Source organism: Marinobacter sp. C7, assembly GCF_022343555.1.
Lineage (GTDB): Bacteria > Pseudomonadota > Gammaproteobacteria > Pseudomonadales > Oleiphilaceae > Marinobacter.
Genome location: NZ_JAKQZH010000001.1, coordinates 803,329 through 824,775, shown reverse-complemented (window position 1 = coordinate 824,775; position 21,447 = coordinate 803,329). Strand labels below are relative to the sequence as shown.

At 59.2% G+C, this 21,447-nt stretch carries 17 protein-coding genes; 5 read left to right on the top strand and 12 right to left on the bottom strand.

Going from position 1 to position 21,447, the window contains the following annotated elements; translation table 11 throughout:
- Positions 1-63: 63 nt before the first annotated feature.
- Both putA and MD273_RS03850 read right to left on the bottom strand, forming a co-directional pair.
- Positions 64-3,690: a bifunctional proline dehydrogenase/L-glutamate gamma-semialdehyde dehydrogenase PutA gene (putA, locus tag MD273_RS03855; RefSeq protein ID WP_239036451.1), complete on the bottom strand. Its 3,627-nt coding sequence runs from the start codon at positions 3,688-3,690 to the stop codon at positions 64-66.
- A 174-nt stretch (positions 3,691-3,864) separates the two neighbouring features.
- Entirely contained in the window at positions 3,865-7,368 is a 3,504-nt protein-coding gene (locus MD273_RS03850) for an NAD-glutamate dehydrogenase (RefSeq protein WP_239036450.1), read from the bottom strand.
- Between the two features lie 159 nt (positions 7,369-7,527).
- Between MD273_RS03850 and MD273_RS03845 the strand changes: the two genes are divergently transcribed.
- Positions 7,528-7,980, top strand: coding sequence for an Lrp/AsnC ligand binding domain-containing protein (locus tag MD273_RS03845; protein ID WP_239036449.1), 453 nt, complete (start codon positions 7,528-7,530; stop codon positions 7,978-7,980).
- Positions 7,981-7,997: 17 nt separating this feature from the next.
- Here the strand turns inward: MD273_RS03845 and MD273_RS03840 are convergent, their stop codons facing one another.
- Positions 7,998-8,750 (bottom strand): hypothetical protein, encoded by a 753-nt coding sequence (locus MD273_RS03840; RefSeq protein WP_239036448.1) that lies wholly within the window; start codon positions 8,748-8,750, stop codon positions 7,998-8,000.
- Between the two features lie 99 nt (positions 8,751-8,849).
- On the opposite strand from MD273_RS03840, the gene MD273_RS03835 reads away from it, so the two are divergent.
- Positions 8,850-9,605 carry a spermidine synthase gene (locus tag MD273_RS03835; RefSeq protein ID WP_239037604.1) on the top strand — a complete coding sequence of 252 codons (756 nt, stop codon included), beginning with the start codon at positions 8,850-8,852 and terminating at the stop codon, positions 9,603-9,605.
- 250 nt (positions 9,606-9,855) lie between these two features.
- Positions 9,856-11,862 (top strand): PA domain-containing protein, encoded by a 2,007-nt coding sequence (locus MD273_RS03830; protein WP_239036447.1) that lies wholly within the window; start codon positions 9,856-9,858, stop codon positions 11,860-11,862.
- A gap of 29 nt (positions 11,863-11,891) precedes the next feature.
- On the opposite strand, the gene mtgA is transcribed toward MD273_RS03830, so the two are convergent.
- Positions 11,892-12,593, bottom strand: coding sequence for a monofunctional biosynthetic peptidoglycan transglycosylase (gene mtgA, locus MD273_RS03825; RefSeq protein ID WP_239036446.1), 702 nt, complete (start codon positions 12,591-12,593; stop codon positions 11,892-11,894).
- Positions 12,574-13,077, bottom strand: coding sequence for an acyl-CoA thioesterase (locus MD273_RS03820; protein ID WP_239036445.1), 504 nt, complete (start codon positions 13,075-13,077; stop codon positions 12,574-12,576). The genes mtgA and MD273_RS03820 overlap by 20 nt, the downstream gene beginning before the upstream one ends.
- A gap of 103 nt (positions 13,078-13,180) precedes the next feature.
- Between MD273_RS03820 and MD273_RS03815 the strand changes: the two genes are divergently transcribed.
- Positions 13,181-13,876 carry a pseudouridine synthase gene (locus MD273_RS03815; RefSeq protein ID WP_239036444.1) on the top strand — a complete coding sequence of 232 codons (696 nt, stop codon included), beginning with the start codon at positions 13,181-13,183 and terminating at the stop codon, positions 13,874-13,876.
- A gap of 106 nt (positions 13,877-13,982) precedes the next feature.
- Complete coding sequence (locus MD273_RS03810; RefSeq protein WP_239036443.1) at positions 13,983-14,927, top strand: endonuclease; 945 nt, start codon at positions 13,983-13,985, stop codon at positions 14,925-14,927.
- Positions 14,928-14,953: 26 nt separating this feature from the next.
- Here the strand turns inward: MD273_RS03810 and MD273_RS03805 are convergent, their stop codons facing one another.
- The 7 genes from MD273_RS03805 to MD273_RS03775 form a co-directional block, all read right to left on the bottom strand.
- Positions 14,954-15,319, bottom strand: a complete 366-nt coding sequence (locus tag MD273_RS03805; RefSeq protein ID WP_239036442.1) for a thiol-disulfide oxidoreductase DCC family protein — start codon at positions 15,317-15,319, stop codon at positions 14,954-14,956.
- Positions 15,320-15,355: 36 nt separating this feature from the next.
- Positions 15,356-15,628, bottom strand: a complete 273-nt coding sequence (locus MD273_RS03800; RefSeq protein ID WP_239036441.1) for a DUF4242 domain-containing protein — start codon at positions 15,626-15,628, stop codon at positions 15,356-15,358.
- Between the two features lie 230 nt (positions 15,629-15,858).
- Positions 15,859-16,425 (bottom strand): elongation factor P-like protein EfpL, encoded by a 567-nt coding sequence (efpL, locus tag MD273_RS03795; protein ID WP_239036440.1) that lies wholly within the window; start codon positions 16,423-16,425, stop codon positions 15,859-15,861.
- Positions 16,426-16,502: 77 nt separating this feature from the next.
- Complete coding sequence (locus MD273_RS03790) at positions 16,503-17,267, bottom strand: DUF2182 domain-containing protein (RefSeq protein WP_239036439.1); 765 nt, start codon at positions 17,265-17,267, stop codon at positions 16,503-16,505.
- A 15-nt stretch (positions 17,268-17,282) separates the two neighbouring features.
- Positions 17,283-17,918, bottom strand: a complete 636-nt coding sequence (locus tag MD273_RS03785) for a DUF1326 domain-containing protein (protein WP_239036438.1) — start codon at positions 17,916-17,918, stop codon at positions 17,283-17,285.
- 151 nt (positions 17,919-18,069) lie between these two features.
- The gene (locus MD273_RS03780) at positions 18,070-18,873 is read right to left on the bottom strand and encodes an SDR family NAD(P)-dependent oxidoreductase (protein ID WP_239036437.1); all 804 of its coding nucleotides are present in this window, start codon (positions 18,871-18,873) and stop codon (positions 18,070-18,072) included.
- A 105-nt stretch (positions 18,874-18,978) separates the two neighbouring features.
- Positions 18,979-21,375, bottom strand: coding sequence for a M48 family metallopeptidase (locus MD273_RS03775; RefSeq protein WP_239036436.1), 2,397 nt, complete (start codon positions 21,373-21,375; stop codon positions 18,979-18,981).
- Positions 21,376-21,447 lie beyond the last annotated feature (72 nt).

The window sequence follows — 21,447 nt, the reverse complement described above, 5'->3', positions numbered from 1 at the left end:
ACGAAGGACTCAGCAGTCCGGTTGTGACAAGCCGGACCGCTGAAGGCCGCGCATCCGCGAGTATTACTCGGCGGATGCGATCAGGCTGGCGTTACCACCCGCTGCCGTGGTGTCCACGCAAAGGTGCCGCTCGATTACAAAACGCTGGTCCAGCTTGTGCTCGGTAATCACCGGCAGCAACGCACCATCGCGCTTGGCCAGAGCCTGACGGTATTGCCTGAGCAGCGGCTTCTCCGCCACGCTGACAACCGCCTCAAACCCGGACAGCTCAGTCAGGGCATCCGGATCCAGGACACCGTTGATGGCCACGACAGGCAGGCCGGCCTTGGCGGCATCTGCCAGTTTGCCCTCTGCGTCCGGCGCTATGACCACCACCTGGTTGCCCTGCGACAGCGCAGTCGCTGCCTGCTCCATGGCTGACTCGGCATCCGGTCCCAGACACAGCACCACACCGCGGGCATGGAACGACAGATGGTTCTGTTCACCGGTGGGCCCGGGCATTTCCAGGTAGCCCTTGTCCATCGGCGCGGGCACCTCACCGAAGAACGGTTTGAGCGCTTCCTGGCGCTCCTCGGGCTTTGGTACCTTGACGGAGGCCACCCGGTCAATCAGCTTCTGTGTCTTTTCAGCGCTGATGACCTTGTCGCTGGAGCTCGACGGCTTCTCGACGGTTTCCCCTTTGAGGAAACGACGAACATACAACGGACCACCTGCCTTCGGACCGGTACCGGAGAGGCCTTCACCACCAAATGGCTGGGACCCGACAATGGCGCCGATCTGGTTCCGGTTAACGTAGGTGTTGCCCACGTGAATCCGGCTGGCAATATGCTCGATCCGGCGGTCAACCCGGCTGTGGATGCCGAAGGTCAGGCCGTAGCCCTTGGCATTGACCGCGTCCACCACCTTGTCGATGTCCTTGGCTTCAAACGTAGCCACGTGCAGGACCGGACCGAAGATCTCTTCTTCCATCTCCTCGATACCGCTGACCTTGAGTACCGCCGGCGAAACGAAACGGCCCTTGCCTGGCACGTCCATTTTCTTCAGCAACTTGCCGGCCTGCTCGAACTTGTTGCAGTGGTCGACAATCTTCTTCTGGGACGGCTCGTCGATCACCGGGCCAACATCGGTGGACAGCTGCCACGGATCGCCAATACCCAGCTCTTCCATGGCGCCGTAAAGCATTTCCAGCAGGTTATCGGCAATGTCCTTCTGGACGTAGAGCATCCGCAGCGCGGAGCAGCGCTGGCCGGCACTCTGGAACGACGACGCCAGCACATCCCGGACCACCTGCTCCGGCAGTGCGGTGGAATCCACGATCATGGCATTGAGGCCACCGGTTTCGGCCACCAGCGGAGCGTCCGGCGCCATGTTCTCGGTCATCGCCTTGTTGATGCGCTGGGCGGTGGCCGTGGAGCCGGTGAAGCAGACCCCGGTCACGCGGGGATCGGAGGTCAGGGCGGAGCCCACCGTAGCCCCGGTACCCGGCAGCAGCTGGATGGCATCCCGCGGAATACCCGCTTCGTGCATCAGCTCAACCGCGCGCACCGCCAGCAGCGAGGTGCTCTCGGCCGGCTTGGCGACAACGGCATTGCCCGCCGCCAGGTTCGCCAGGATCTGGCCGGTGAAGATCGCCAGCGGGAAGTTCCAGGGCGAGATACAGCACATGACACCCCGGGCCTCACCATCCTTCTCGTAGCGGATGCCCTCGTTGGCGTAGAACATGGCAAAGTCGACCGCCTCGCGGATTTCCGCCACCGCGTCCAGCAGGGACTTGCCGGCTTCGCGGGTGGTCAGGGCGAACAGCTCGTAGGCGTGTTCCTCATACAGATCACCCACCTTGCGCACGCAGGCTGCCCGTTCCTCGGCCGACCGGGCAGACCAGCTCTTGAAACCATCCTGAGCAACGTCCAGTGCGGCGCCGATATCGGCTTCGGAGGTGAACGTGATGTGGCCGACCAGATCATCGGGATTGGCCGGGTTACGGACCTCGTGTACTTCATCGCTGGAAGACTCCACCGCAAGTATGGGGCCACCGGTCCACTGGTGCTCCCGGAACTTGCCACGGCCTTCCTCGATCTCGGCCACGGTCACCGGATCCGTGATATCCCAACCCTTGGAGTTGCGACGCTGATCTCCGAAGATCTTCGCGGGCGGCACGATGGCCTTGCTGGAAATGTTCTCGCCCAGCGCCACCACCGCGTCGATGGGATCCTTCGCAATCTCTTCCGGTGTGATGCTGGTGTCGACGATCTGGTTCACGAACGAACTGTTGGCCCCGTTTTCGAGCAAACGACGCACCAGGTAAGCCAGCAGATCCTTGTGGGCACCCACCGGCGCATAGATCCGGCACGGAACGCCGCTGTCCTGAAGTACCTGATCGTGCAGGGACTCGCCCATCCCGTGCAGGCGCTGGAACTCGAATTTCGAGCGATCGATATCCCTGGCCAACTCTAGCACCGCGGACACCGAGTGCGCGTTGTGGGTCGCAAACTGCGGATAGATGCGATCGGTCATGCCCAGCAATTGCTTGGCACAGGACAGGTAGGACACGTCACTGCACGCCTTGCGGGTAAATACCGGGAAATCGCTCAGTCCCATGACCTGGGCGCGCTTGATCTCGGCGTCCCAGTAGGCGCCCTTCACAAGGCGCACCATGATGCGACGGTCCAGTTTCTCGGACAGCGCATACAGCCAGTCCAGGGTCTGGGCAGAGCGTTTGCCGAATGCCTGGACCACCACGCCGAAACCGTCCCAATCCTTCAGCTCCGGATCGGAGAGAATGGCTTCGATGACATCCAAGGACAGGTCGAGACGATCCTGTTCCTCGGCATCGATGTTGAAGCCCATATTCGAGGCGGCGGCTTTTTTGGCCAGCTTCAGGGCGCGGGGCATGAGTTCGTTCATCACCCGCTCCTTGTGACCATACTCGTAGCGGGCCAGCAACGCGGACAGCTTTACGGAGATGCCCGGGTTGGTGCGCACATCGCCCTTGCAGTTCTTGCTGATGCTGTCGATGGCATCGGAGTATGACTGGTAATAGCGCTGGGCATCCGCATCGGTGCGGGCGGCTTCGCCGAGCATGTCATAGGAATAGGTGTAGCCACGCTCGACGTAGTACTTGCCCCGGTCCTGGGCTTCCTCGATGTCGCGACCCAGAACGAACTGGCGACCCATCTCCTTCATGGCCTGGCCGGCTACAGTGCGGACCACCGGCTCGCCCATGCGCTTGACCAGTTTACGCAGGGTTTCGCCCACGCTCTGGCGCTCGGAATCCTTCAGCAGGTTGCTGGTCATCAGCAACGCTACGGTCGCGGAGTTGATCATCCCGGACTGGGCCTTGCCCACGTGCGCGCCCCAGTTGCCGGAGGTGATCTTGTCCTCGATCAGGTCGTGGATGGTGAGGTTATCCGGCACCCGCAGCAGTGCTTCGGCCAGACACATCAGGGCAACGCCTTCCTTGGTGGTGAGTCCGTATTCCGCCAGGAATTTTTCCATGATGGTCGGGCGGGCATTCTTGCGGACGCTACGCACCAGGTCTGCGGCACGGGCGGAGATCGCCTCGCGCTCGGCCTGGGACAACTGAGCGTCAGCAATCAGCTTGTGAATCACCGCGTACTCGTCCGCCAGGTAGTTCTGCCGGATCGCCTGGCGATGCTCGTTAAGGTCAGGATTCACTGACTGCTGTCTCATAGTTGTACCCTCTTTACTGTTTGTCTTGTCTGTCTCGCATTCTACCGAGAATGAAAAAGACGATTTGCCCATAAAAACCGGGACTGCAATTCATTACGACTTTTTTAGGCGCCAGAAATTTATTAAATAACCACAACATTATTGTCTGGCAGACACATTTCCTTTAATCGAATTTCAGGCGGCGTCCCGGGAAAGCTCCCGGAGCACGCTGTGGGCCACCGAAAACACGGCGCAATCCACGTCGCTGACGGCCTGCATGTCTCCCAGCATCCGCTTCCAGCGGCCAAGCAAGGGCTGTCTTGCGCTGCGCCATGATTCCAGCTTTGCCTCGGGCGACGCCGGTACGCCTTGATCCGAGCCGTCCTGTGCCAGAACCGATGCCGTCAGATCCCTTAGCTGCTGGTCGAGCTCATCCCGGTAATGGACGGTGGCCAGGAGCTGCCAGTGTCCGTGCGCCCGGTACGCGCGCATCTGCCGGTCCAGCCAGGTCAGATTGAGACTTTCCCCCAACCGGAAATACACCCAGGCCACATTTCCCAGATCCTGGTTCAGCTGGCCTGAAATCTCGATCATATCCATCAGCCAGTAGCGGCTCTCGGCCGATGCACAATAAGCGGCCAAAGCTTCCGGTACTTTGTTCTCCCTGTATTCAGCATAGTGCCCATACCAGCGACTTTCAGGTATGACCGACGACAATCGGTCGATCGAGGTCAGCACACCAGCCAACGGCACCCGGTATCTTGCCTCGCAATCAGACGGGTCCAGGTTGTGGCGGCGATTGTGCAGCAGCCAGCTGGCGCTTCGGGTCACCAGACGGATGACATCGCTGAACAGGTCTGCCTGTACCCCGGCGTCGATCCGGCCATCCAGTTTTTCGATGGCTTCCCATTGCCGGTCTACGTCATGGATTCGCACAGAGATCAGGTAGGCGGCGGCGATACTTCCGGCGTCTGCCCCTGTGGTATTGCGGATCCGTTCCACCCAGGTGATACCCATGCGGTTGATCATGTCATTGGCAATCTGGGTTGCCACGATTTCGGCACGCAGCGGGTGCGTTTCGATCGCCTCCGGGAATGCCTCCTGCATGGATACCGGAAACGCCGAGAAAAGCGCCGGGGAGAACCGGGAATCCCGGACAATCGGCGAGGCCATGAGTAACTGCTTGAGCTCTATCTTGGCGTAGGACAACAACACCGCAAGCTCGGGCCTGGTCAATCCGCCAGAACGTTCGTGCAGTTCTTCGTCGTCCGGCAGGAATTCCAGGGCCCGGTCCAGGCGCCCGTCCGACTCAAGCCGGCGCATCAGGCGCTCGTATCCTTCCTGCGAGCCTACTTTTCCGGTGCACGCCAGGCTGAGTGCCATGGCCTGGCGGTAGTTGTTGCGCAGCACCAGTTCCGCCACTTCCGGCGTCATTGTCCGAAGCAACTGGTTGCGCTCCGCCAGCGTCATCTGGCCCCGTGCGACACGCTCGTTGAGCAGGATCTTGATATTCACTTCATGGTCCGAGCAGTCCACTCCGCCGGCGTTATCAATAAAGTCCGTGTTGGCGGAGCCGCCAGCCAGGGCGAATGCCACGCGCCCACGCTGGGTGACGCCCAGGTTACCGCCCTCACCCAACACCCGGCATCGAAGCTCGGCACTGTCGACCCGGAGCCCGTCGTTGGTCCTGTCACCAACGTCATCATGGGATTCAGAAGGCGCCTTCACATAAGTACCGATGCCGCCGTTCCAGATCATATCCACCGGCGCCCGGAGCAGCGAACGGATCAGCTCGTTTGGCGCCAGGCGCCGGGCATCGATGCCCAAAAGTGCGCGCATTTCGGGTGACACCGGAATCGACTTGGCGGAGCGGGCAAATACACCACCTCCTTTGCTGATCAGGCTTTGGTCATAATCAGCCCAGGAGGAGCCCGGCAATTCGAAAAGACGCTTGCGCTCGTGGAAGGAGGCGGAAGCATCCGGCGCAGGGTCCACAAAAATGTGCTGGTGATTGAAAGCGCCGACCAGGCGAATGTGCTCGGAGAGCAGCATTCCGTTGCCGAACACATCGCCTGCCATATCTCCGATCCCCACCACCGTAAAATCCTCGGACTGGGTGTCCAGCCCCTTCTCAAGGAAATGGCGCTTCACGGATTCCCAGGCACCGCGCGCGGTGATCCCCATCTTCTTGTGGTCATAGCCTTCGCTGCCACCGGAGGCAAAGGCATCACCAAGCCAGAACCGGTACTCCCCGGCCAGCCTGTTGGCGATATCGGAAAACGTCGCCGTGCCCTTGTCTGCGGCAACGACCAGATAAGGATCATCATTGTCGTGGCGGACCAGATCGGCGGGCGGAACAACGGCACCATCCTCAAGATTGTCGGTAAGATCGAGCAATCCCCGAATGAATGTCTGATAACAGGCGATACCTTCGGCCCGAAGCGATTCCCGCGAACCGTCCTCAGGCGGATGCTTGACGACAAAGCCGCCCTTGGCGCCCACCGGCACAATGACCGAGTTCTTGACCTGCTGAGCCTTGACCAGCCCAAGTACCTCGGTCCGGTAATCCTCGACACGGTCGGACCACCGGAGGCCACCACGGGCGACCGGCCCGGCTCGCAGGTGGACGCCCTCCACCCGCGGCGAGTACACGAAGATCTCGAAACGGGGGCGGGGTTTGGGAATGTCCGGGATGGAGGATGGATCAAGCTTGAATGACAGGTACCCCTTGGGCTGGCCGGACTCCTCCCGCTGGTAGTAGTTGGTTCTGACGGTCGCCTGGATGAGCGCATGGAAACGCCGCAGGATCCGGTCATCGTCAAGGCTTTCCACTCGCTCCAGGGCGTCGAGGATCGTGGTCTCAATAGCGTCGACCCGTCCGGCCCGCATTTCTGCAGATTCAGCAAGGGGTTCGAACCTGGCCTTGAAAAGCGCAACCAGACTGGCGGTGATATCGAGATGGCGGGCCAGCGTATCGGCGATAAACGGCTGACTGAACCCGAACCGGAGCTGTTTGATGTAACGCGCGTACGCCCTCAGTAAAGCGACCTCTCGCCATCCCAGGCCCGCGGCCATAATCAGCTGATTGAATTCGTCGTTCTCGGCAAAACCGTTCCAGATTTCCCGGAAGGCTTCCTGAACGAGGGGTTTCACCTTCTTGAAATCCGCATTCCGGCACCGGGAGTGAAACTCCACGGTAAAATCACTGACACCAAAGGCTTCGCCATCCCGGCGTTGAATCCGGTAGGGATGCTCCCCCAGAACCCGCATCCCGAGATTCTCCAGGATAGGGATCACATCCGACAGAATCACCGGGCTGCCCTGACTGTAGAGTTTGAAGTTCAGTTCGCCCTCGGCGCTGTCGCAGGAATGGTAAAAACCCATCGGCACATCGGAACTGATGGCAATGGACTGGATCTGGCGAATATCGTCCAGTGCCTCGGCAGTGCCGAAGCGGGCACGATAAGACGAAGGGAAACTACCGCTGAACAACTGGGCATATCGCCCACCAAGGGTTTCACCAAAGGCATCGACAAGTTGACGGTGGAGGTCGTCATCCCAGGAACGGGACTCCTCCATCATTTTCGCCACGACCCTGCGCAGGTCCAGGGAGTCGTCGGCTTCGACATGCTGGTTTTCGAGGGCACTGGCAAGCTGTTCCAGCAGGCTTTGTTGTTGTACTGAGCGGGAATCGGTCATCAATCTTCTCCGGGCGGTATCGGCAGTGCGGTACTGATTCTTGCCAGTCCAGTATACTGAAGACCCGAAAGTCGCTTTGACCATATAGTTTCAAAATGCAGGCATTTTGCTTATATTCCAATATCGAAATAGACGTTCATCGTGGCAGGAGACCAAGTAATGGTCGAACTGGATAGAATTGATCACTCAATTATTCGGGAGTTACAGAAGAACTCCCGAATTACCATCACCGAACTCGCCACACGGGTCGGTCTTTCCAAGACACCCTGCCAGGTACGAATGCGTCGGCTGGAAGAACAGGGGTACATTACCGGCTACACGGCACTGGTGAATCAGACCAAGCTGGGGCTGAGTCATGTCGCCTTTGCCCAGGTCACCCTCTCCGACACCAGCAGCAACGCCCTCGCTGCCTTCAACGAGGCCGTCAAGCAGATTTCCGCGGTGGAGCAGTGCCATATGATGGCCGCCAACTTCGATTACCTTCTGAAGATCCGCACCCGGAATATGGCGGAGTACCGCCAGGTGCTCGGAGAGCAGATCTCCAACCTGCCCCATGTGTTGCAGACCAGTACCTTCGTCGTCATGGAAAACGTCAAGGACACAGGCATCTGAACGCAGAGGTGAAAGCTTCAGCCGGCAGCCTCCAGACCGAGCTCATGCTTGTACAACACATTGCCCAGCCCCAGAACGATACGCTCCACGGAGACGTCGGCAGACACGGGACTTTCCCCCGGTTTCGACCGGGCCTCCAGGATCCGCACCATCCTCAGCAGATCCAGAAGCCGTATGACCAGATCGAGGACATCAAAGTCCTCCGGCGCGGACGCCATCTCCCGGATCACAAAGGCTTTGGCCGACTCGACGATGAACGACTGGTGGGCACCAAGGGCACTGGCGTCCAGGGCACGAACGGACTCGAAACGCTCCTCCCGCTCGCGACGGATGGCTTCCATACACAGTTCCCGGGAATGCTCCGGAGTCGCTTCCTGGCGCAGCAAACCGGCCAGACGGAAATCGACTGTGCCGTCATGCCGCGACTCTTCAAACTCTTCTTCGAGGGTCTTGCGCGCATGGGGCAGATACTTGCGAACGGCCCGTTCCCGGGCCTCGATCAGGTCATCGAGAGACGCAGCATTCACCATGCCGGTCATGACCTGAACGCAATACACCAGGTGCTCCCAGATGTCCGGGGTAATCCCTTCCGGATCATCAGGCAGCACCCGGGCGATGGAGACAAACCGGAAATACAGTGAGGTGACTTCCTGTTCGGTGAAACCGGATGTCCTGATAATTTCCGGCAGACCGATCTGCTCCACATCTTTCAGCAGTCGCGGGAGCAGGATCAGCACATAGTGCCGGGCGCCTTCAGACAGTTTTGTCATAACCGCACACCTGCATCATCGTTCGCAATCGGATACTCTCCACGTGCCGGCCAATAAGGCCCATACTGACACCATAGCCCATTACCACACATTTTCATGATGCAGAAACCTGAAATACGGGGTGAAATCGTCCACGTGACCCGGGATGCGCTGGGCAACATCCTGGTGATTGACGACCGGAAACACCGGGTCCTGAGCTTTGACTCGATTTTCGAGCAGAGCAAGATCGCCCGAGCCGCCCCGTACCTGCCGGTGCACGAATACAGCCGTGCCATGCTGTTACCCGCAGCATTCACGACGCCGGCCCATGTAACCGTGCTCGGGCTTGGCGGGGGCGCCCTGGCCCATGGCCTGTATCGACTGTTTCCGGAGTGCCGCGTTCACGTCATCGAGTTGCGACCGAAAGTCCTGGAAGTAGCACGGGAGTGGTTCGCACTGCCTGAATCGGACCGGGTGGAAGTCACCATCGCCGATGCCCGCAAGGCCGTCGCCGGGCTGTCACCGGCCAGCACCAACATGATCTTTACCGACCTGTACAGCGCGGATCGCATGAGCCCCGCCCAGGCCCAGCGGCGGTTTATCAAGGATTGTTGCAATGCCCTCACCGACGACGGCTGGCTGATCCTGAACTACCACAAGGTACCGGATGAGAGCGGCAGCCTGTTCCGGGAACTGGTACGCCAGTTCCCATGCCTCCTGTACTTCCACAGCAAGACCAACAACACCGTCATCTATGGCTGCAAGGCCCCCTTCTATCCCTGGCCCCTGGATGTGCCGCACCTGAAGGCACTGGAGGAGCGTTTGCCCATCGGCTGGCGCAAACTGATGAAAAAGCTCTGTCTGGTGGACACCTGACCCTGGGCCCCACCCTGCTACATGTCGCCAACAGCTATCCATTTTTATATTAAAAACAGATAGTTGGGAAACCCTTGCGCCGAAATCGAATAATACGCGCAACAGGTCATTGCTATGGTTGTTTGAGGCAGGATTTTGCGACGTTCTGCCTGTACTCACTCAATCACGGGATTGTCATCCCGAAGCACAGGGGTCGCTCGACCCCACCCTGAGCCAAGGGATGGCGCCGTGCCAAAAAGAAGGAATAACAATGGCTATGATTTCACTGTGGCGACCCCTGGCCGCCATTGCTCTGTCATCAACCCTGATTACGACGGCCCTGGCGGATGACCAGCTGGTATCGGACGGAGATACCGGCTTGCATCCCGCCCACGATACCCCCCTGCCCGACGGCCACATACCCGCCAACCAGAACTACGGTTTCAACGTGGTCGGCCGGGACACGCTTGGCGGTATCTCGGACGGGCTTTATACCGACGTCTGGGCCAAAGACGGGTATGCCTACATCGGCACCTTCCAGGAACCGGACTGCACCCGGGCGGGGGTTTACATCTCCGACATCCGGGACCCGGCCAATCCGGTCACGGTTGGTATGATCAAGTCTCCGCCCCAGACAAGGATCAACGATGTCAAAGTGACCGAAATAGATGGTCGGGACGTGCTGATCCATTCGCTTGAGCCCTGCGGGCCGACGCTCGGCAACGGGCTTGCCGTTGGTGGCGGAAATGGCGGCCATCAACAGGGCCAGATGGGTGTTTCGCTCTGGGACGTGACCGACCCGAGCCGCCCCCACCCGCTGAAACAGAACTTCCTCGACTTTCCGGTCCACAACGTCTTTCCATGGACAACGGCGGAAGGTAAAACTTACATGCTTGTGGTGGATGACGTCGCCGTGGATGATCTGAAGATTGTCGACATCTCCAAGCCGCAGTCTCCCAAGCTGATCAACGAGACGGGGATCGGTACCTGGCTGGCAACCAATCCCGAAATCGCCGATGACGGCCAGCTTTTCATGGGCAGTTTTGCGGCGCCGCTTCTCCACGATGTCTGGGTGAACGACATGGATCCCGGGCCTGGCGAGAACTGGCAGGCCGTCCTTTCTTACTGGGATGCCGGATTCATCACCCTCGACATCAACAACCCGGCCAATCCGGTTTTCCTGGCAGACTCCACCTATCCGGAAACCGATCCGGTTTACGACACCTCTCCTCCAGAAGGGAATGCCCACGCCGCAGTCTTCGCCGGCCCCAATTTCGACAAGATTTTTGGTGGTGACGAAGACTTCGACTCTCTCTTCACCGCGGTTACTGTCGCCGGCGAGGACTACCGCGCCAACCAGGGCAGCGATGTCCCCCAAATCGGAGGAGCGGTAGACGAAGTGAGTGGCCAGACGGCTTACGTCGGACGCGCCTGTGGCGGTTCCTTGCCTGCTGCTGCGGATGTCGGAGCCACGATTGCGGTGATTGAACGGGGTGACTGTGCGTTTGCCACCAAGGCGCAGACGGTTCAGGCCGCAGGCTACGAGGCCGGAGTGGTCTTCAATTCGGCGGCAGAGGGCAATTGCGAAGCCACCGTCTCCATGCTGGTTGAAGGGGACATTCCCATGCTGTTCGTGCCGCGTTCCACCGGCTATGCCATCCTCGGCATTGATGGCTATGACCCGGAAGCCTGCCCCGGTGGCATGAATCCCGCTCTGCCCACCCCCGACAGTCTGGGTCTGGTTGCCACCCTGGGCGCGGCCTTCGACGGCTGGGGGTACTTCCACGCGCTGAACAATGTCAGATCGACCATGACCGTACCGAGAGGTATGGGCGAAGATGCCGAATCGGTGGAAGTGGACTACCTGGGTGAAATCGGCTACTACGCGCCTGCCGAAGTCACCGATCCGGCATTGGCCAGTGGGGCCGGAGACCTGACCATGCACAACCTGGAAGTGGACCCCACCAACCCGGACCGGACCTTCATCAGCTGGTATTCCCTGGGCATGCGCGCGGTGGAATGGCGGCCGGGCCACCTGCACGGCAACACCAAAGGCGAAGGCGTCGTCTCATGGAACATGCACGAGGTGGGCCGCTTTATCGCCGGAGAGGAGTATGGTGAGGCGGAAGGCTCCAACTTCTGGGGCATTCACGTTACCGAAATCGACGGCGAGCAGTATATCCTGGGTTCGGATCGCAACACCGGCCTCTGGATCTTCCAGTGGAGCTGCGAGGACGTTAACGACGTGCTGTACTGCAATGGGCCGGTCACACCCTGACCAGCAAGAAGGCCGCCTGCGGGCGGCCTTCACAATCCCTTGAGATAACCCAGTCCCAACTGGCCCATTTGGCGATTGATCCAGTCGACTCGGTCCCAGACATACGCCGAGGGCCGGTCGACCCGAAAAACTTTGGGATTCGGCAGCACCGCTGCGAGCATGGCGGATTCGGTTCTGGACAACTGGTTTGCCGGAATACCGAAAAACACGCGGCTCGCCGCTTCGACTCCATAAATACCGGGGCCAAACTCGGCGATGTTGAGGTAGACCTCAAGAATGCGCTCCTTCGGCCACAAAACTTCCAGAGTAACAGCCAGACCAGCCTCCAGAGCTTTCCGGACGAAGCTACGCCCGTTCCAGAGGAACAGATTCTTGGCAGTTTGCTGGCTAATGGTACTGGCGCCGCGGAGCCCCTCGCCCTGGATATACTCCTCGACAGCAGAGTGAATCGCATTGAAATCCACACCCCAGTGCTCGGGAAAACGCTGGTCTTCGCTGGCCACAACCGCCAGCGGCATCCACGGTGAAATCTGCTCGTAAGGCACCCACTCCTGCCGGAGTTCCTGATCGGGGTGACCCAACCAGTAGCCGACCATAAACGCCGAGGTTGGCGGGTTCACAAACCGGAACAGGAGCAACAGGAGTATCGAGGCCGCAAGCGCCCCCAAAAAACTCCAGGTCAACCAGCGGAGGGCTTTGCGCCCCAGGGACTCAGCTCTTCGACGCGCCATTATCAAGCTGTTTGCGAGTTGCCAGTCTTCCTTCCCTTCGGATCTGTGCATTGTCAAAGCGACGTTTCTGTTCAGCCGTCTCGGGAATCACCGTGGGCACGTCCACCGGCTTGTCGTTTTCGTCGAGCGCAACGAAGGTGAAAAACGCCGAAAGAATATGGCGGGTGTCGCCAGTGTAGCTGTTTTCCGCTTCAACCCGGGCTCCGATCTCCATAGAGGAGCCCCAACTCCGGTTCAGCGAAAGACTGAACAGCAGGGTATCATTGCCCTTGGCGGGAGCCCGGAAGTGAATGGAATCCACAGCCGCCGTAACGCAGACATGCGCCGAGTGGCGCTCCGCCACCACCAGTGCCAGGCGGTCGCACTTGGCCATGATCATGCCCCCGAACACCGTATTGTGGGAATTCATGTCGTTGGGGAACACCTTGTAAACGTGTTTCTCGATGGCAGACGCGGAAACGGGCTTGGCGGGTCTATCAGGCATGGATGCCATTCTCTCCTCGGAATGTGACGAAGCATTACTATACCGGGCAACCCTGCACCAAAACACTGACTACAGATTACCTGATCGTTAGTATGATTAACCCATGAAACTCTCACGCATCCTGAGTAACCAAAACGGCATCAGCCGCCGCCGCGCCAACGTCCTTCTTGCTGCCGGACGCGTATGTGTTGATGGTGAGGTCTGCAAGGAAGGTTCCCGGGACATCAGCCGGTTCCGGGAAGTCAGACTCGATCAGGAAATTATCCAGCAGGCGGATCCCGCCCACTACCTGATGCTGAACAAGCCAGCGGGTTACCTGAGCGCCACCCGGGATCCGATTCATCCCACGGTGATGGACCTGATCGAGCCGGCCGTGCGAAATCACCTGCACATCGGTGGCCGCCTGGACCGGGCCAGTACCGGACTCCTGATATTGAGCAGTGATGGCCTCTGGTCGCGGCGTTTGACCGAGCCCAGGGTAAAAATCCCCAAGGTCTATCGGGTCACCACCGCCTACCCGATTTCTCCGGATACGGCGGACCGTTTTGCCGAAGGTATCTGGTTTGACTACGAACAGCTCAGAACATCTCCGGCGCGGCTGGAACAGATGGGGCCAGCAGAGGCGAGACTCACCATTTACGAGGGACGCTACCATCAGGTCAAGCGCATGTTTCATGCGGTGGGTAACCGGGTGACCTCGCTGCATCGGGAACGAATGGGAGACCTGGTCCTGGATCCTGACCTGCCAGCCGGAAAGTACCGCCCCCTCACTGCCGCCGAGATCAGCTCCATCGACTAGCGGACACGCCCAATTAAAGTACAGTTATTACAATAAGTTACAGTCCTGAATACAGATATCGAGCAAAATCTTGCCCGCCATTCACGCGCAAGATCGAGGTGCCTCCGTGCTCGCTGTCCGATTATTCATTGTCCTGTTTTCTGTACTCCTCTCCCAATCCCTGTTCGCCGAACCGGGGTCGTTTCGAGAAGCCAAGCTTGAGTTGCGCCAACAGGTTTACCACGACCAGAACCAGTCCGATGAAGGCTCCCTCTACTGCGGCTGCCAGTGGCAGTGGACCGGCGCTTCGGGCGGCCGGGTCGACCTTGCATCCTGCGGTTACCAGGTCCGAAAGCAGCGCAATCGGGCGCAGCGTATCGAATGGGAGCACGTGGTCCCCGCCTGGGTCATGGGCCACCAGCGCCAATGCTGGCAGGAAGGCGGGCGCCGGCACTGCGCTGCCAACGATCCTCTCTTCGAGCGCATGGAAGCAAACATGCACAACCTGGTTCCGGCAATCGGCGAGGTGAACGGCGATCGAAGTAACTATTCGTTCGGGGTGCTACCGGGAACTCCGGGCCAGCACGGTCAATGCGATGTGCGCGTTTCATTCGGAGACCGCACGGTTGAACCGCGGGATGCGGTGAAAGGCCTCATCGCCCGCACCTATTTCTACATCCACGACCGCTACGACCTGAAGATGAGCCGTAAACAGCAGCAACTGCTCATTAGTTGGCACCGGCAGTTTCCCGTGACTGACTGGGAGCGAGAACGCGACCGGCGAATTGCCGCAGTGATGGGCCACCACAATCCCTTTGTGACCGGAGAACGCGTCTGGACGCCTGGCCACAGAAACATGGCCGAGGGCATAAGGCAGGACTCGGCTCCACAGCAGATCGCCCGGGCGGAGAGCGACGCAGTGGTGATCGGCAACGCCCGCAGCCAGATCTACCACCTCCCCGAAGGTTGCCCGAGCTACAACCGGGTTTCCAAACGCAACCGGGTCGCCTTCAGCAGTGCTCGTGAAGCCGAAGCCGCTGGTTACCGGAAGGCCGGAAACTGCAGGAGCTGACCTGCCCTGCTTGCCCGGAGGTGAGTCTAGCCCTGCCCGGATAGTCTCCGGTCAACCCAGGCGTGATAAAGGCGAGCCAACAGGGGGCGAATCACCGGCAGGCCAATCAGCCAGGCCAGCGGCTTCAATACCGGGACCCTCGACATCAACAGAATATAGGCGTCTATCTCCCGGTGAATCGTGCCCTCGCTGTCCTTGACATGCAGCTCGCGCAACGCGCTGTCAGGGTCGATTCCTTCCCGGCGCAGCACGTCATCGCGGCCGGTGATATCGAACCACTCCACAGACTCGCCAGTTTTACCGGCCAGTTTCTCATAACGCCGCCTGTCCTTGATGCAGGCTGGACAGGCACCATCGTAGAAAACGACCAGTTTGTCCGCGGGACCGGTCATGCTCCCCCTTTAAGGCCGGTTACGGCCTGCACCAACTCACTCGGCCGTAGTCGGATCTATCTCGCTTCGAACTTCCGAAATGGCGTTGACCGGAAAGCCGCCCATATCCGCATGCTGGCGCACCATTTCCTCGTTCGGAGAAATATAAACGCAGAACACCTTGTCATCAGTGACATAGCTGTTAAGCCACTGGATCCGTGGCCCAAGCTCCTCAATCACCTGACAGGATTTCTGCGAGATTTCCTGCCATTCGTCGGCAGAGAGTTTGCCGGCTCCGGGTAGTTCTCTCTCGATAATATACTTGGGCATCTCAATCCCTCCCTTCCAGGGACCTGCGCTCTCAATGTCGCAAGTCCGACGATCATGCCGTCGCGCCCTCTGTTAAGCATAGACCGGGCGAGCGTGGAGAAGTCGGCGAATGTCCGGTGTATTAGATTATTTCTGCGCCAAAAACAAAGCGATAGAAACGGAGGGCGTAAAGAAAGAGAAAACCGGTGAGGGTAGCCCCCGCTGCCTCGCGGGGACTACACCGGGCAGGCTCAGGCCCGGCTCAGGAATTTACGCTCTTCCACATTGATCTTGATGCGGTCGCCGGTGGAGATATGCTCGGGAACCTGCACCACGAGGCCGGTCGTCAGCCTGGCGGGTTTGGTGCGGGCCGTGGCTGAACCACCCTTGATGGAGGGATCGGTTTCCTCGATTTCAAGTTCAACGGTCGGAGGCAAGTCCAGTGCCACTGGTGAGTCACTGACCAGGATCACCATCAGCCCCTCGGTTTCCTCGGTGATGAATAGCAGCTCGTCTTCGATAGCACTGCGATTGAGCATGTACTGCGTGAAATCCTCGGTATCCATGAAGACGTACTCGTCTCCGTCGGCGTACGAGAAGGTGGCCGGCCGGCGAACCAGATCCGCCAGGTTCAACATGTCCGAATCCTTGAAGGTTTCGTCCAGCTTCTGACCGGTGACCACATCGTACATTCGCATGCGGTACAGGCTGCCACCCGCTCGCCCCTGGGGCACGGAGCGTTCGATGTCCTTTACGAAATAAACCCGTCCCTCATAGTCAACGGCCTGATTCTTTTTGATTTCACTGGCTTTTGGCATTGCATCTGGTCCCGAAAGAAAATGACAACTAGGGGTGCTGATATACCACGACTTCGAACGATAAGCGATAGCTACCGTCAGCCGGACGCGACCATTGCAATACCCAGGATAATGACGATTCCGCCCACTCCCTTCGCGAACCATTCCCCGCCAGGCACCAATTTCTCAACCAAAACAATCACCGCAATGGCGGCAATCACCAACAGGTTCATGACGCCGCCCACAAACAGGAGCGCCATCAGCGCACCGCAGCAACCGACACAGTAGACGCCATGAATGACGCCCATCTCAAATGCGCCTTTCAGCCCCGGACGCCAATGACGGGTAATGAAAAACAGCGGACCGCGGCAATGCCTCAGGCATGCCTGTTTGAGCCCCGTAAACTGGTAAAGGCCGGCGCCAATAAGGATCATTCCGCTCAACAAAACGCTCTGGCTACGCATCATCGGGCTCAGCAACGCCCACCCTTCAAGCAGCCATTGCAAGGCGGTGGCGACCAGACTGAACAATGTCCAGGTCACGAGGTAGCCCGCGCAAAACAAACCGGTTCCCAGCGCCTGATGCGCCAGCCTGTTGGTCCTGGCGACCTGACGGTACAGAAGGACCATCGGAGTCGCACTGGGAACCATCATGGCCACCATCATGATGCTCCACATCACGAACATCAGGACAAAATAAACGGGCGTCCACTCCCGGAACATCATGGCACCGCCCGCTTCCATGGAGGTCATTCCGGCCGCCATGTCGAACAGATACCACCAGGAGATAGCGGTAATGGCCAGCAATGCGCCAAACGTAACCAACGACACCCGAGGAATCCCCCGGGCGCTGATCCTGCTCATGTCGCCACGCCCGAACTATCGATAGACGCCGCTGGGGCCAATATCCAGATGCGACAGATGGCTGTGCGTCCCGTCGAAGGCCATCGGCACGTCTGCGCGCGCACGGGTGGTTCCCTTTGCTACTTCCGCAACGGCGTACTCAAACCCGGCCGGCAAATCGATTCGTGCGTGATGCGCCTCCCCTGATACGGGATTGATTACTGGCTCGGCAGTCCCTTCCAGAAGATCAGCCACTCGTACCTGCGCCCTTCGGTTCTCCACATCGCACGACATCTCGATCGGGCAGAAAACAGGGTCATACATCTTCGACAGGGTGCCGGCAAATACATTGAAAAAGGTCGCTCCGGGCTCCGATGTCTCTCCCGAGAGAATTGCCATCAGGGCATCACGCTGCTCGGTTGTCGCGCGCTCGTCCACGAAGGCCTGCGCCTGGCCGTTGCCTTCATGAATGGCGCCGGGCCATTTCAACGTCATGGCAAACGACAGACCGTCCAGGCGCGTTTCCCCAAAGTAACCTTCTTCTATTTTGACTGCCGCAAAAGCCTGGCAGTCCCCATGGGTAGGACGGGACATGAACTGACAAGGACATCCCGGATCACAATTGCAGTTAACGAACTCCAGCCCCTTGATTCTCCAATCTGTATTATTCATCTCCGTTACTCCTTTTTGTAACGCAGCCTCATTACTACAGATTAGTTCAGAATCCCCTTCAGAGAACGCCGGGAATCGCCTGTCGCTAGACTATTCCAGACGAAAAACCAACGTAATATAGAAATTGGATTTAAAAACCCGTTTCCCGCTTTCAGGACCGTCCGCTCGCTCGTTTGAGCAATTTATCCATCTGCCTGAATGCAGGCTGGGTCAGTCGTGTTACCGGTCCGGGCAATGCTGCCAGAGCGACACTGCCAAGAGTCCCGAGCGGACTCCCGACCCGGACTGACCGTTTGTCAATCGCCCGAACAATCCATCCGGCTGCTTTTTCGACATCCATCATCGGCATGCGCTTGTAAATCTGGGTCCGGGCAGACATGGGCGTACGCACCATCGGGAAGTACACCACGGAAACGCCGATTCCCTTGTGCCCCAACTCAGCCAGTAATGACCGGGAAAAGGATTCGAGTGCCGATTTACTGGCCAGATAGGCTGAGAACAAAGGAATCGGGACCTGGCTCGACAGGGTGGAGATGTTCACGACCTGTCCTTCCCCCTGCTCGAGCATTCTGGGCAAAAACCGGAGCGTGAGGCCGACGGCGGCAATGTAATTGATATTGATGGTGCGCTGGTAATCGTGGAGTCGATCCATGGCCTCTGTAATCGGCCGGCGGATCGAATGGGCGGCGTTATTCACCAGGACATCTATTCGTGCATGATCCGCCAATATGGCGTCGGCACAATCACCCAGGGATTGCTCGTCGGTCAGGTCTGCCGGATAGACCCATGCCTGGCCACCGGCTTGTGCAATACTGTCCTGAACCTGTTTGAGTTCCTCTTTCCTGCGAGCAACCAGACAGACCCTTGCGCCTCGCTGGGCCAGCTGGCGGGCGGCTTCTGCGCCGATCCCACTGGAGGAACCTGTAATCACCACGGTTTTGCCGGAAATTGCCATATCACCCTCTTCGACTTGCTGTTATCGGGTGACCTTACAACAAACGTGGGGCGGGACGATTGGCCGATCAGCCCGCCCCCCTTTAAAGAACAGCCTCCGGCAACCTCAGGCTACGGCATCCATGGCACCGCCGCCGAAATGCAGCAGTTTAAGTGGCCGCACACCAAGACGCGCTTCCTGCTCCGCGCAGAGTTTCGCCAAGGCGGCCATGGACCGGACGTACATATCGTTCGACAACGCGTCACACTGGTGCGCAACGCGGAGGATTTCGCGGGCGTCAAGAGCCCCGGCCTTCAACTCTCGGGCATTTGAGCTCCCAACCAGTCCCGAAGCTGCTGCCTGCTCCCTCAGGGTGGCCTCATGCCCTGGCAACGACAAAGTCGTCCTTGCCGCGGCATTGTAGAACTGAATGATCGACTCACGGCAGCGGTTAGCAGCGTGATGAATCGCCGGCTCGCTTCGTTTCAGCCGGGCCCTGTCGCCTTCATTCAACAAAGCCTCCAGGGTAGCGGAGTAACTGCTCAGGTGTCGCACCGGCAGGTTGAGACCCGCGAACGATGACAGACTGGCCAGCAGCGCTGAGGCATTCCGGGCATCCGCTCCGGACATCTGATCAATAGCCAACTGCATTCGCCGGGCAAACAGATGATCGAGATCCCGTAAACGTTTGCCCAGTTCCCGCCATTCCCGGGATGCTTCCTCAACCAAACGGTCAGCCTCCCGCAACTCCTGACTGTTCAATCCGAACTCCCGGGGCTGGATAGCAATTTTTTCTGCCAGCAACACCCGGCCGTGGGTCCGCTCGGTAAATACCCGGGCCGTCTTGAAAAACGACTCCTGAAGTGCCGCCAACTCCGGCAGTCGGCTACGCAGGGTGTCGATTATTTGCTGTAGCGTCTGCGGCCCCTCGCGACCAGCCTCCAGCTGCAGGAAGCGGGAGGTCAGATGCCCGTTAAAATACTGCTCCAGAGCCTCCTCGTTCTGATCCGGCGACTTTCTGAAGCCGAGAATCTCATCGTTATCAACCAGAACGCTATCCACATCCTCTACACCGGAGTCCGCATAGATCTTCCGGGTGATAGCGCCGCACAGGGATTCAAAGTCCTCCAGCAACTTGGCCGCGGGCTCCTCCAGACGTATGACGCCGGGGAAATCGAGCTCCAGGGCATGGCGGATCCGGTCCACGTCCGCAGGGTGCGCCTCCCATGAGAAAGCCTGGGCATCCCCCATGGCAGTCTGTACCGCCCGCCGCTGCTCCGCGGTCAGATTATCTGCAGTTTCAACGATGGCAAGGGGGAGGTTACGCATCAGCTTTCCCTCCTCCAGGGCCCGGTCATTGGCTTCCTGAACGGACTGACCCGCGTAGACCAGCGAGTGCACCGTTTCGGCAGTGATTTCAAAGGTCTTACTGCCTGCCAGCCAACACCCATAACGGTCGGCCTCGTACTCCATTTTGCGTGCGGGGTAGCGAGTAACCCGAAGGTTGATACGGTACATCCCCCTGAACAGTCTGCGAGTCACGCCGATAATCGCCTGCGCTGGCCGTAGTACCGCATGACCGACAAAGGCCGGCGACTTATCCTGCCAACAGTCCAGGCGGACATCCCACGCATCCTTCGCCAGTGCCCAGCCGGCCAGCCAACTGTTAACGGTTCGGATCACGCAGCTGGTGTACATCGTTGTGGGGTGGGCCCAATGGCCCAGTTCGTAGCTGACGGCACCGATCAACTGCCGGACGTCGAGACTGGCCAACAGAGGCAGACCAACTGTCAGCGTAGACTCCCGATTACGCAGACTGCCCAGCCCCCCGCTCGGCCTCAAGGTGACTCCGGGCCGATTATCAACGCAGATAGCCTGCACGGGCGCCAGCCCCATCCTCTGGCATAGTGCATCCACAAGGTTGAAGAGGCGTTGATGCTCCTGGCGATCCAGTGGCACACCCGAAGGCTGCGGGTGTTTTGTGAACAGGGGGCGTGCCAGGAACAGCAGAAGCAGGCTGCACACAACCGGTACACTTACGACAAGGGAGCTGTGCGCCAGCGAACCTGACTCAGCCAGCAAACCGGGGATCAGGGTCAGGTACCAGATCAGACCCGCGGTTGCCGCAACAATCACTCCGATATAAAGCAGCGGTACAACCAGACTGAGGCCCGCCGCAGCAATCAGCCCGGCCCTCTGGGCCGGACTGACCGGCACCGTGGGAATCGCATCTGGCAATGCGTCATCGAGATCAAACGGCTCCTCGCAGGGTTCCGGATCGAAGGTCAATTCCGGCACGGAAACATCCAGACCTGACGCTTTCAGTGCGGCCTCAAGCTTCTGCGCACCGGCTTTTGTCAGGCCGCGCTTGATTACCATACGCCGGGAGAGCATGACGCCAATCTGCGAGGGCTTGAGCCGGAACCGGGCCGCCAGCGCCCCGGATACCTGCTCCATTGAAAAACCCTCCAGAATACGACCTGCGGACTCAACACTGAAACCACTGGAAGACGATCCTTGCACGACACTTCTCCTCACACTCGTGACCGGATAAACAGATGGGTCAAACTATCACTCACCACCCGAAAACAAGTT